Source organism: Acetobacter ghanensis (assembly GCF_001499675.1).
GTDB lineage: Bacteria > Pseudomonadota > Alphaproteobacteria > Acetobacterales > Acetobacteraceae > Acetobacter > Acetobacter ghanensis.
Genome location: NZ_LN609302.1, coordinates 499,540 through 512,464, shown reverse-complemented (window position 1 = coordinate 512,464; position 12,925 = coordinate 499,540). Strand labels below are relative to the sequence as shown.

The window sequence follows — 12,925 nt, the reverse complement described above, 5'->3', positions numbered from 1 at the left end:
GTCTCCTGACTTTACCTCTCTGCCTTTCATTCGACTGGCTTGGTTAAAAAAACACCGCAGTGGCAACGCTGCGGTGTTTTTTATTACACACCGTACACATATTGGTTCTGTTAAGCCTGCCTCCGCCTACAGTTTACACAGGACCACTCCCCTGCCTCCGCACGACACGACAGACAGCCAACTGGCAACCCTGCTCCACCAGATCCGGGCTTGTACCGCCTGTGCCCAGTCGCTCCCGCTGGGACCCCGGCCGGTCCTGCATGCCTCGCCCCGCGCACGGTTGCTGATTGCCAGCCAAGCCCCCGGCACCAAGGTGCACGAAACAGGTGTTTCGTTTAACGATGCCTCGGGTGATCGCCTGCGCGCATGGCTGGGCATGGACCGCGACCTTTTTTACGATACGGAAAAAGTGGCCATTGTTCCCATGGGGCTGTGTTACCCCGGCGTGCTTCCACAAGGCGGAGACCGGCCGCCAAGGCCGGAATGCGCTCCGCTCTGGCGGCAACGCATACTGGACCATCTGCCCAATATCCGGCTTACGCTTCTGGTTGGGTCCTACGCACAAAACCACATTCTGGGTAAAGGCAAGGTGTTTGAGCGGGTCGAGCAGTTTGCTCGGTATCTGCCCACCTACTTCCCCTTACCACATCCGTCATGGCGTACTGGCATGTGGGAACGGCGCACCCCCGCATTTGGCGAAATAATTATCCCCGCCCTGCGCCGTGAAGTGGCGCGCGCACTACAGGACTAAGAATGCGCCGTTCAGGCAATCAGCAATAGACGAATATCGTTCACATTGGTCAGTGTTGGCCCGGTCATAACCAGATCACCCACCGCTTTGAAAAACGTATAACTGTCATGGTTCCGCAAGTACGGCTCGGCCATATAGCCTGCCTGCGCGGCACGGGCCAACGTGTCCGGGGCAAAAATGGCTCCTGCGGCATCCTCGGTGCCATCTATGCCATCACTGTCCCCCGCCAAGCCCCAGATACCCTTTTCACCACCCAGAAAATGTGCGCAGGAGAGCAAAAACTCCGTATTCCGCCCCCCTTTGCCAGCACTTTCGCCTGCCCGGATGGTCACTGTTGTTTCACCGCCACTTAACAGCACGGCTGGAGGGCGGACTGGCAGACCATGCAAATGGACCGATCGGGCCACACCACCCAGCAGGATACCAGCAACCTGACTTTCCCCTTCCAGCGCATCCCCCAGAATAAGTGGTGCCAACCCTAGTTGCCGGGCCTTATCCGCTGCGGCCTGAAGAGCCATAAGCGGTGTTGCAATCATCACCACACGGTTACGCGGGTCTGGCTGGGGTTTGTGCTCCTTCTGGTCCAGCACAGCCTGCTCCAGCACCCGATGCACAGCGGGTGACAGGTCCAGCCTGTAACGCTGCACAATACTGATGGCGTCTTCCGCCGTGCCAGATGGTGCAACCGTTGGCCCACTGGCAATGACCGAGGGGTCATCACCCGGCACATCGCTTATCACTAGGGTCAACACTTGTGCGGGACTGGCCGCCTGAGCCAGACGGCCCCCTTTTATGGCGGACAGATACCGCCGCACGATGTTCATTTCCGTAATGGTTGCGCCAGAACGCAGTAACTGCCGACCTACCGTGCGCTTGTCATCCAATGTCAGCCCCGGTGCGGGCAACGCCAGAAGAGAAGACCCGCCGCCCGAGACCAGCGCCACGACCAGATCATCCGGTCCAAGCCCCTGCACGGCCTGCATGATGGCTCTGGCCGCTGCTTCACTCCGCTGGTCTGGAACAGGGTGGGAGGCTTCCATAATCCGCACATGCCGGGTGGGCGCAGCGTGTCCATCCCGCGTGACAACCACCCCTTCCAGCGCCACATCCGGCCATGCTGCTTCCAGCGCTGCGGCCATGGCGGCAGAGGCTTTGCCAGCGCCCACTACAACACAACGGCCTCTGGGTTTGTTGGGAAGATGGGCCGCCAACACCCGGAAGGGGTCCGCACTGGCAACTGCCGCATCAAACATGGACCGTAACGCTGCTCTGGCCCGCGTATTATCCCACGTATTCTTTGCATCCAGCATGATGTCTCTCTCCTGCCCTGCACGCCATAACCACCCGATCCTTCCCTGACCGTGGTTTACACCATGCACAGACTGCGTTCAGGAAAACGCCTTGTCCAGATAAGGAGAGGATGCATCAAAGAACGCCTGATTTTCCTTTAGTTCCGTTTCAATCACATGCAGGCTGGCCAATGCACGTAACATTTCCTCGCGCACGGAAAGGTTTGTTTCGGCCTGCTCCATACGTGTCAGATATTCCACGGCCAGATGAGCCGCGCGGGCGGTACGGCCGTATTGCCCCCCATAGCGGCCGGAGAACTGGCGCATACGGTTCATCATGGCCTCGGTGGCGTGCCTAGCCTCATCAGGCAGAATATCGCGCGCCAGAATGGCCCGCAGGCGCAGCAGGTTCAGCTCTATGGTCATCCCCGAAAGCACGCCACTTACGTAGCGGTCGCGCACAAAGGTACTCCGGTCATCCGTTGTCATGGATGCCAGACGGACAAAACCATCCACCCCGCGCCCGATCACTTCCGTCATAGGGGGGGCGGCACGGTGCTGAGCCAACCTGCGCAGACGGCGCAGAATGCTCACACGCAAATCCCAACGCAGGCCATCGGGGTCAAACGGCAGAAAGACCCGGTACATCCACATGGAAAAAACCATGGCCAGAAACAGGGGCAGAGCCGTGTTGAAGTACAGAATTTCGTCCATACGGCCCTGGTTCATGGGGCCAATAAGAATGGGCAGGAACAGGTTGTAAGCCACGGCCGCCAGCACCAGTGGTGGCCATGCAAACGCAAGCCCCCCCACCAGCATGGGCACCGCCAGACAAAGAGCCAGTGTTTCGTAAATGGTTGGCTGCGCCATAATCCACAAATCCAGCAGCCCGCTCATGCCAACCACAAAAATTGTGCCATGTAGGAACGCCTGCGTAGCCAGAGCAGGCTGCTCCAACGTGGAGAACAGGGCGCAGACAATGGAAACAAACATCATAAATGTCAGCCCATCGGTCCAACCGGTCGTAATCCAGATAATTCCGGAGCCAAAAATGGTCACGGAGGCGCGCAAACTGTTGGTGAACGCCATGCGCCAGTCCCGATAACTCTTCATCGGGTATCGGAAATGATCGTGGGGCAAGGGGTTCCGGCTCATCTCAAACTGTTCGATGGCCTGTTGCAGTTCGTCCAGAATAGCGCCCAGCTTGTGCAAGAGCTGCCCCTCGCGCGACAGACTGCTTTCCTGCGCCACATCTACGGGTGGATGGGTGGCGGCTATCATTTCCTGCTCAAGGCAGGTTGCGGCAAGCTGGGTGCAGGTCGCACGCAGGGCAACCAGATCACGCAGAACCGGTGCCACAGGCTGGTCGTCCGACAGGCGCTGCGGAATGGTCTGTAAAAACTGCGCCACATCACCCGCTACCTGCTGGTACTCCTGCCCCTGACTTTCCGGCATGGACAACAACGCGCCCAGATCAAGCCCGCGGGACATCAGCACGGCAATGGCGGCAAGGGCAGCACGGGCATGGTCACCCTCATGCTGGTGCTCGCCCATTTCCACTTCGGCAAATTCAACCTGATCACTCAGGCCGACAATAGTTGTAAACACGCTTGGAGAATTGGCCACCGCACGCCGGTCCCCCCCAGCAGCCGCACAAGAGCGGGTACCGCGCCATCCAAGGCCTGTACAAAATTGGTGGCGAGCCTGTTTCTGGCCCGCAGGCCCAGCCTGTACTGGAACAGGGAGGAAATAGTGGTTTCCACCACAATGCCCAGCGTAATGTACGTGGCACGGGCCATGGCGATATGGAAGATCTGGTCCGGCGCCGCAGCCCCATCCAGCGCAATAATGGCGTAGGTAAAACCCGAAGCCCGCATACCGTGAATACGGTAGTTGGTCATGGTGGCCGGGCCGGGCAGCAGGGTGCCAATAAAGCAGAACCCGCCAATACCCGCCGCAACCCAGAAAATATACAGCAAAGGCGATTGCGGCATACTGCCCACAAGGACAATGGCGCAAATGGTCCCCACCACCATGCCAAACATATGCCACCGCGCTTTGGCAATGGATTTGCCGCGCGTACCCTGCGCCACCATCCACACGGTCAGGGCGGCCCATTGCGGACTCCCCAGTTCCCACCACAGGGCAATGCCTAGAGCGATAAGAGAGGAGAGGGTCGTACGGAGCGCATACCCGAAGGACAGCAGGTTAGGCGCAAACAGCCAGCGCAGTTTGCTCAGGTCGCGCGGGGGACCGCCCCCTTCCAACGCCTGCCGCACAATGGTCTTGAAGGCCTGACAAAACTGGCCGAACGAAAACGCCGCAGCCTTCATGCCGCGTTCTGCCGGTCGGGTCTGATCAGAAATACTGCCATCCGCTTCTTCTTACCCTAAAGAAGCCCAAAAGCGTATTCACACCTCGTATGCCCTGTCCTGCACCCAGCGTTACGCACAGGACATGGCATGGGAAAAAACCGTTCCTACGCTCTTATTCTTCGTAGGAGAGCAGGCTTGTTACGGTCGTATCCAGCTTGCTGCGGCCACCAAGGCCCGTCAGTTCCACCAGAACGGATGCGCCAACCACTTCGGCACCAGCCTTGCGCAGCAGTTCGATGGACGCAGCCAGCGTGCCACCTGTCGCCAGCAGGTCATCCATAACCACAACACGCTGGCCGGGTTTGACCGCATCGGCCTGAATTTCCAGCGTGTCGCTGCCATATTCCAGATCGTATGTGTGGGAAATGGTCTGGCCCGGCAGTTTGCCGCTTTTACGCAGCATGAGCATACCGCAGCCCATCCGGTCGGCAATCGGGGCGGCGGTCAGGAACCCGCGGGATTCCACAGCGGCCAGCATATCGGGCTGCAAAGGCGCAATCTGGCGGGTCAGGCGGCCCATGGCGATCTGCCATGCATCCGGGTTCCGCATCAGTGTTGAAATATCGTAAAACAGAATACCCGGCTTGGGGAAATCGGGAATGTGACGGATGTAATTTTTAAGATCGATGTCCTGACGTCCCGTCATGATTTTTGACAATCCTTCGTCCATGCGTCCAACCCTGTGGAAGCGCGTTTTCCATCCTGCCTTAAATTCCCATAGGTCAAGCACCGCCGGCGAACAGTTCTGAGGCAACCGGCCCCCGCTTATCCCGCACAGACCTGTTCCGCAAGGGAGTATATGGCGCGTCAGGCACCCGCGCGTGCGCTCAGGGCTGCGGTAACCGCCTCCATCAACCCATCACGCCGGAACGGTTTGGCCAGCAGGCGAACGTTGGGCACACTCCCCTCCGGCGGCGGGGAATCGGCTGTCAGGTCGCCCGACATATAAACCACAGCCAAAGCCGGATACCGCTCGACCAACACGCGGGACAGGGTGACCCCGTCCAAAGGACCGGGCAACTGAATATCCGTCACCAACAGGTCCAGCGAGCCTTCAACCCCAGCTGCCGTATCAAACGCCTGCTCACCATCTCCGGCCTCAAGCACTTTATGCCCGGCCATGCTCAGAATGGTTACAACAATATCGCGGATGGCGGCGTCATCCTCCACCACCAGAACCTGCAAGCTCCGGGCCTGCGCAGGAGCCGGGCTTACGGGCTTGGCCAACGCGGGCATAACAGTCGCCGTTGCGTCCTCCCCCGCATGGGCAGTTACAGCGCGCGGCAACCACAACGAAACCTCGGTACCACTACCTCGCCCTGTTGCCACCACAACCCGGCCACTGGCCTGTTGGGAAAACGCCAGTACCATAGCCATGCCAAGGCCCGTACCGGCCCCTTCACGCTTGGTGGTAAAGAACGGTTCAAACAACCGGTCCATGACCTCCCGCGTCATGCCAAATCCGCTATCTGCCACATCCAGCCTGATCCAATCCCCAGCAGGAAGGGGAGAGGGGTCGGACACAACACGAATACTGCGCCCTTCTTCCACCGGCAGGCTCATCAGATCGGCATTGACGGAAAACGTAACATTCCGGGCTGAAATACGCAGCCGCCCGCCAGAGGGCATGGCATCACGCGCATTGATGGCCAGATTAAGCACCGCACTTTCCAACTGGGCCGGGTCTGCCCTTACGGGCCATATGTCGTGAACAGCCCCACATTCCACCACAATCCGCGGACCAATAACCCGCCCCAGTAGACCGCCCAAAAAGGAAAACAGGTCCGACAGACGCAACGAATCCGGGGCACCGCTCTGCCTGCGCATGAAGGAGAGAAGCTGCCCGGTCAGGGCCTCGGAACGATGCCCGGCATGGGTTGCCGCGGACAGATACTCCTGCCGCTGTTCAACCTGATCAGGCTGGTCGTATTCCGCCGCCAGCTCCAGATTGCCCAGAATAACCGTCAGCAGATTTTTAAAGTCGTGTGCAATCCCTGCGGTCAACTGGCCAAGCGCACGCAGCTTTTGCGCCTCACCCAAGGCGCGTTCACTACGCAGGCGCATGGTAATATCCGCCGCAGTCAGCACAAAACCGCGCCGCTCGGCAGCGCCATCCGGGGCAAAAAACAGCGTGCGGCACAGTTCCAGATCCGCGCCATTGCCGCCTTTGCATTCCACCACAACAGGCGGAGCCAGTTCCCCTTTGGACAGGCTGCTCTCAATATGTTCGAACGGCTCCAGTAAGGGGACGCCATCCACCACCAGTCGGCCACTCAACGCATTGTAGGACAGGCCGGTGCGCAAGAAATCCTTACCCAGACCGAGCACAGTGGCCAATTGCTCGTTCCAGTGCCACAAACGCCCATCGGCGCCAAACACGGCCACACCCAGACTCAGGCTGTCCAGCGTGGCACGCAGCCGCAAAGCCAGATCACGCGAGGAGGCCTCGGCCCGGGCTGCCGCGAGAGAGGAACGGTCCAGCACCCAACCCGCCGAGATCATGCTCAGTACACCGGTCAGAATACCCAGTAGTGCCAGCCTGCGCTGCCAGCTTGTATTCCGCAGCATGTTGGCCACACGGTCAGCCTGATCCAGCGTGCTGGCCCGGCTTAAAACAGACAGATTCTGGTCCAGCGTAGCCAGCAGGGCGGCACCACCCTCCGGCATGGCATCCGCCGATCTGGGCCATGCGCTGATGGTCTGGAGCTGCTTTTCCACCACATCCAGCACTTCCCTGCGCCCTTCACCCTGACGCAACTGCACGGAACGGAAACCGTCAAACCCAGTACGGGCATCGGACAACTGGGTAATGGCCTGCAAATAGCATTCGCCATCCGCGGGGGTATGTTCGGCCTCAAAAGCGTAATGGCAAATCCGTGCGTTGCTGGTAGCGTGGTGCACACCGCGCAGGTAGCTGCCCGCCGCCGTGCTCTGGCGATCCAGGTCGCCATGCCGGGCCATGTCATTACCCAGCTCAATACCAATACCGCCAAAGGTCACAATCAACACACCAGCCCCGATAAGAGCCAGAATATGAGCCCGTCTTGCTGGATGCCGTAGCATGTCAGGCACGCTCCCCATTTCCGTGTACCTCCCTACCCCGTGGGCATGGCACCTTGAGCCGGGCCGGGCAAGGCATGGCTGCCCATGCAGGATCAGGCAATCTCGCGCACCGCCGGGCGGAACATGTGCATACACAGCATCATAAGCGCGCCAAAGCACATACATCCAGCCATTGGTAACGAAGATGTGGCCGCAAACTGCCCAACAACCACCCCAGCCAGCGCCCCCAGAACATATTGCAGCGTTCCGGCAAGAGCCGATGCCGCACCAGCCTGCGATGGATGGTCGGCCAGAGCCATCATCATCGCATTGGGGAAAATAATCCCCGTGGGGGCCAGTGCCAGCACCATGGTGCCAATAACCAGCCAGACCTCATACTGCCGGTACGCGGCAGGGGCGTACCAGACACTCCATATGCTGACCCCAACCATAAGCAGCGTCCCCAAAACGGACATGGCCACGGCGCCATGCAGCAGGCGCCCCGTATCCACCCGCCCGACCAGCAGGCCGTTCACCTGAGATGCACCAATCATGAACACGGACATAACGCCGAACAACATGGAAAAATGCAGTGGAGAAAAATGGAAAAGCTGCACAAAGACAAACGGCGCCGCCGTAAGATAGCTGAAGGACATAAAGGTCGAAAACGCCGTAATCATGGCGTACGTATTGTAACCCCGGTCCCAGAACAGGCTGACATAACGGGTCACCAGTGTAACGGGGGAAAGGGCCTGCCTTTTCTGGTAGGGTAGTGTTTCTGGCAAAACCCACAGCACCAGCGCCACGCACACCACGCCATACACCGCCGAAGCCCAGAAAATCAGCCGCCAGGAAGCAAACTCCACAACCAGACCACCCAGCATGGGAGCCAGAATGGGCACCACCCCCATAACCATAATCAGCCGGGACATCATACGCGCACCCGCCGCACGGTCGGACACCACATCACGCACACAGGCCGTTGGCACGACCAGACTGGCCGACGCCCCAACGGACGCCACAAACCGGGCAACGGAAAATGTGGTAACATCCGGCGCAAACGCACACACGGCGGACGCCGCAGCATACAGCAGGTTCCCCACCAGCATGGGCATACGGCGGCCATACCTGTCCGCCAGCGGGCCAACACTCAACTGCCCAATGGCAAGCCCCACAAACCAGATGGCCAGCGTAAACTGCACATTACCCGCACTGGTATGAAAACTCTGCTCCATAGCCGGAAAGGCAGGCAGGTAAATGTCGGTCGAAATGGGGCCAACAGCCGTTAAGAACCCGAGCAACAGGGAAAACCAGCCCGGTATGCCCTCTGCAAAAACGGGCCGGACTGCTTCCTGCGCAGCAGGTGGCCGTACAACGGAAGAAGATGTCATACCCGGCCCTCCGGGTACGTCCTGTCAGATAAATGCCGCAAATGGATCAATCCCACTGTGGAAAAAATAACTGGGGAAAACCGGGGTGGATAAACAGCGGGCCGGGCCTAGCCCTGCGCGCCAACCGTAGCAATACGAGCATGCCGCCAGAGCCAGAGCCCCAACCCGGCAGAAAGGGCAAACAGCAAAGCCCCTGCGCCATATTGCCAAGCCGCCCCAACCTGCACACCCGCACCCAGCAACACCGTAACAGCGTTCTGGGGTAACGCCCCCACCAGAGTGGCCGCAACAAATGGCCCTAGCGCCATGCCAGACACGCCTCCCAGCAGGTTGAGCAGCAAGGCAGACCCAACAGGCAACAGGCGCAATGTCAGAATACTCAAAAAGGGCGTATGGGTCAGAAACGCATCCAGCTTTTCAAACCGTGGCCCAAGGCGGGCCTGTGCCCACGAACGACCACCCCAGCGAGCCCATAAAAAGCCAGCCACACACCCTAATGTAGAAGCTAGGGTAATCATGGCAAGCCCTGCGGCCACACCATAGGTCAGCCCTGCGGCAAAACCGGCGGCCTGCCGGGGGAGCCCAAAAGCACACCAGATGGATGCTCCAGCCAGAAACATCAGCCACCCACCGGGGGTCTTGCGCAGCATATCCGTGCTGTCCAACACATGTTGCAAGGCCGGTACGTGGCGCAGCCCTATGGCGCCAACCACCAGAATAAGCAGCATCAGCAACGGTTTGCACAACACCCTGAACGAGCGATCTGGTGCAGGAGGGGCAGGTTCCATACCTTGGCCGCTAGCATCTTCTTGCCGCAGCCCGCAAGCTGGCTGTAAACCCTAGCCATAAAGTTTAACCCCAGCGCAAAAGAGTGCCATGCCCACCACGCCCCAGCGCCAGCAAGACATGACGCCCGCCCACCGCCGCCTGATCTCTGGCTGGCTGTTCCTTCTATGTTTCATGTTGCTGGGCATGATTGCCATTGGCGGCGTGACGCGCCTGACCGGCTCCGGCCTGTCCATTATGGACTGGCAGCCTGTATCGGGCATTATTCCGCCCCTGTCCCACGCGGAGTGGGAGCGGCTTTTTGCACTGTACAAGACCATCCCACAGTACCACCTCCAGCATGAGGGGTTTGGGCTGGAAGGGTTCCAGAGAATTTTCTGGGCGGAGTGGATTCACCGCTTCTGGGGCCGCCTGATGGGGCTGGTACTGCTGGCTCCACTGGTGTGGTTTGTCATCAAGGGGATGATCACCCGCAGACTGGCGGCTCGGCTGTTCATATTTTTTGTTCTGGGGGCACTACAGGGCGCTATTGGCTGGTTTATGGTGGCCTCTGGCTTTAGGGCCAACAGCACGGCGGTTGAACCTGTTCGACTCGTGCTGCATCTGAGTGCTGCCCTGCTGCTGTATGGCGCCATTTTGTGGACTGCGTTTTCCATCCGCTGGCCGCAGCCAGAACCCACGGCCTTTACGCCCGGTGTCAAGCTGACCAAACGGCTGGCCTGCATCAGCATCGGACTGCTCTGCACTACCATTATTGCGGGTGGCTTTACGGCTGGCACCCATGCTGGCTTTTTGTTCAACACCTTTCCACTCATGGACGGGCATCTGATTCCGGCTGACTACGCCCAGCTTTCTCCCCTGTGGATGAACTGGGTTGTTAACAAGGCCGCCATCCAGTTTGACCATCGCCTGCTGGCAACCCTGACCGCTCTGAGCATTGGGGCCGTACTGCTGGTCGGGCTACGCCGTAGCGCAGGCCTTGGCCCTCGGGCCCAGAATGGCATTATTCTGCTCGGCTGGGCCGTGCTGATCCAGTACGGGCTGGGTGTGACCACCCTGCTGCTGGTTGTGCCGGTCTGGGCCGGAGCCGTACACCAGACTTTTGCCGCTGTTCTGCTGGGAGTCATGCTGTACGTGCTGCACACCCTGCGGCGTGGCAAGCCGCAGGCCTGACGGCAGGCCAATGAATTCCCACGCTGGTTATTTTCCTGTTGCACTGACAAAACAGGACGGTATTCTACCGGGCATGATTTCCGACCGGTTCATGTCCGATTCCCTCACGACCCGCGTAACAGCGGCTCAGGGCGGCGTGGCTTTTCGTCTGGACCTTCTCCTTCGACTTATCTGCCCCTGAGCGATCAGGGCGGCCATGTGCTGCCGCGCCCAGGGGATTTTGCAAGCGAGAGCGCCTGTGTTCAGCACAGGCAAATCATCAGGCGTGACAAGCCTTTGGCAGCGCCAGACCAGAGTAATTCAGGAAAAATTTCATGTCTGCTGATCAGTCCAGCTTCAACCACCCATCCTTTGGCCGTATGACACCCGACCGTGTCATCATTTTTGACACGACCCTGCGTGATGGCGAACAGTCCCCCGGTTTTTCCATGAATCTGGCGGAAAAACTGCGCATGGCCGAAGCCCTGGCAACACTGGGCGTGGATGTTATTGAGGCAGGTTTTCCAGTAGCCTCCAAAGGTGACTTTGAATCCGTTAACGAAATTGCCCGCCACACCAAGGGTGCCGTAATCTGCGCACTGGCCCGCAGTGGTGGCGCAAAGGATATTGCGGCCGCAGGCGAGGCGCTGGCCCCGGCGGAACGCAAGCGTATCCACAACTTTATCTCCACCTCCCCTCTGCACATGAAGTACAAGCTGCGCATGGAGCCGGAAACCGTTCTGGATCTGATTACTTCGGGGAATACGGCTGCACGCAACCTGACGGACGATGTGGAATGGTCTGCCGAGGACGGCTCGCGCACTGACCCCGATTTTCTGTGCCGTTGTGTAGAAGCCGCCATCAAGGCCGGCGCTACCACCATCAACGTTCCCGACACGGTCGGATACGCCACCCCCGAAGACATGGAAAAAATCTTTTCCATGCTGCGTGAACGGGTGCCGGGTGCGGATCAGGTCATTTTTTCCGCCCACAACCATAACGATCTGGGTCTGGGCGTTGCCAATACGCTGGCCTCCCTGCGCGGTGGCGCACGGCAGGTGGAATGCACCATTAACGGTATTGGCGAACGTGCGGGTAATGCGGCGCTGGAAGAAATTGTGATGGCGCTGCGCACACGCCACGACCAGTACCCCTTCAACACCGGTATCCAGACGACCGACCTGCTCAAGGTCTCACGTATGCTGGCCACCATCACCAGCTTTGACGTGCAGCCCAACAAGGCCATTGTGGGCCGCAACGCCTTTGCGCATGAAAGTGGCATCCATCAGGACGGTGTGCTGAAAAACGCCGCGACCTATGAGATTATGACCCCCGAAAGCGTTGGCTGGAGCCGGTCCTCGCTGGTCATGGGCAAACATTCCGGCCGTGCCGCCTTCCGCGACAAGCTGAAGGCGCTGGGATATGCGGACATGGACGATGCCCGCCTGAACGAAGCGTTCTCCCGCTTCAAGGATCTGGCCGACCGCAAGAAGGTCGTTTACGACGATGATATTGTCGCGCTGGTTGATGATGAAGCCCGTGACCACGACCATATCCGTTTTGCGGCCCTGAGCCTGACTTCCACCTCGGGCAACCCGTCCGAAGTGGACCTGACCATTCAGGTCGAGGGCAAGGACGTGCAGGCCAGCGCAACAGGCAACGGACCGGTAGATGCCGCCTTTAATGCCCTGCGGCAGGCCTTCCCGCACGAAGCCCGTCTGGCCCTGTTCTCTGTTGGCGCCGTTACGGAAGGGACCGATGCGCAGGCCCGCACCACAGTCCGGCTGGAAGAGGACGGTAAACTGGTGGACGGTCAGGGTGCGGATGCGGACACCGTTGTTTCCGCCGTGCGTGCTTATGTACATGCGCTGAACAAGCTGCTGGTCAAACGCGCTCGGACTGCGCCAGAAGCTCTGGCGGTCTGAACCAAGCGTACTAGCGGGGGCTTATGCCCCCAAATGGCGCGGCAGACCCCTCCCCGCACGAAATTATGCGGAAGTTTATGAACAGAGGGCTTGTCTGCCTCGCTATGCCCCGTTAATCCGTGCAAACATATTGACCAAAGCGACCGTTGGGGTCCGTTTTGTTTGCCTGCCCCTTACACACAGTCGCGTAGTGCCGCCTCAACCAGGAGTCCTG

At 59.5% G+C, this 12,925-nt stretch carries 9 protein-coding genes and 1 pseudogene; 4 read left to right on the top strand and 6 right to left on the bottom strand.

Annotation, left to right across the window (positions count from 1 at the left end; translation table 11 throughout):
• Positions 1–151 precede the first annotated feature (151 nt).
• Positions 152–751, top strand: coding sequence for a uracil-DNA glycosylase family protein (locus tag AGA_RS02460; protein WP_059024602.1), 600 nt, complete (start codon positions 152–154; stop codon positions 749–751).
• 11 nt (positions 752–762) lie between these two features.
• Here AGA_RS02460 and AGA_RS02455 read toward each other — a convergent pair whose 3' ends face one another.
• The 6 genes and pseudogenes from AGA_RS02455 to AGA_RS02430 all read right to left on the bottom strand — a co-directional run bounded on the left by AGA_RS02455 (position 763) and on the right by AGA_RS02430 (position 9,636).
• Positions 763–2,061 (bottom strand): glycerate kinase type-2 family protein, encoded by a 1,299-nt coding sequence (locus AGA_RS02455; protein WP_059022879.1) that lies wholly within the window; start codon positions 2,059–2,061, stop codon positions 763–765.
• A 78-nt stretch (positions 2,062–2,139) separates the two neighbouring features.
• A pseudogene (locus AGA_RS02450) lies at positions 2,140–4,373 on the bottom strand (FUSC family protein).
• A gap of 154 nt (positions 4,374–4,527) precedes the next feature.
• Positions 4,528–5,061 carry an adenine phosphoribosyltransferase gene (locus tag AGA_RS02445; protein WP_059024601.1) on the bottom strand — a complete coding sequence of 178 codons (534 nt, stop codon included), beginning with the start codon at positions 5,059–5,061 and terminating at the stop codon, positions 4,528–4,530.
• A gap of 161 nt (positions 5,062–5,222) precedes the next feature.
• Positions 5,223–7,478, bottom strand: coding sequence for an ATP-binding protein (locus AGA_RS02440; RefSeq protein ID WP_059024600.1), 2,256 nt, complete (start codon positions 7,476–7,478; stop codon positions 5,223–5,225).
• Positions 7,479–7,570: 92 nt separating this feature from the next.
• Positions 7,571–8,848 (bottom strand): multidrug effflux MFS transporter, encoded by a 1,278-nt coding sequence (locus AGA_RS02435; RefSeq protein WP_059022878.1) that lies wholly within the window; start codon positions 8,846–8,848, stop codon positions 7,571–7,573.
• A 107-nt stretch (positions 8,849–8,955) separates the two neighbouring features.
• The gene (locus AGA_RS02430) at positions 8,956–9,636 is read right to left on the bottom strand and encodes a TVP38/TMEM64 family protein (RefSeq protein ID WP_231945913.1); all 681 of its coding nucleotides are present in this window, start codon (positions 9,634–9,636) and stop codon (positions 8,956–8,958) included.
• 118 nt (positions 9,637–9,754) lie between these two features.
• On the opposite strand from AGA_RS02430, the gene AGA_RS02425 reads away from it, so the two are divergent.
• The 3 genes from AGA_RS02425 to AGA_RS02420 all read left to right on the top strand — a co-directional run bounded on the left by AGA_RS02425 (position 9,755) and on the right by AGA_RS02420 (position 12,711).
• Complete coding sequence (locus tag AGA_RS02425) at positions 9,755–10,807, top strand: COX15/CtaA family protein (protein ID WP_172793753.1); 1,053 nt, start codon at positions 9,755–9,757, stop codon at positions 10,805–10,807.
• A 10-nt stretch (positions 10,808–10,817) separates the two neighbouring features.
• Positions 10,818–10,988, top strand: coding sequence for a hypothetical protein (locus AGA_RS13640; protein WP_157065278.1), 171 nt, complete (start codon positions 10,818–10,820; stop codon positions 10,986–10,988).
• Between the two features lie 133 nt (positions 10,989–11,121).
• Positions 11,122–12,711 (top strand): 2-isopropylmalate synthase, encoded by a 1,590-nt coding sequence (locus AGA_RS02420; RefSeq protein ID WP_059022876.1) that lies wholly within the window; start codon positions 11,122–11,124, stop codon positions 12,709–12,711.
• The last annotated feature ends 214 nt before the right edge of the window (positions 12,712–12,925 follow it).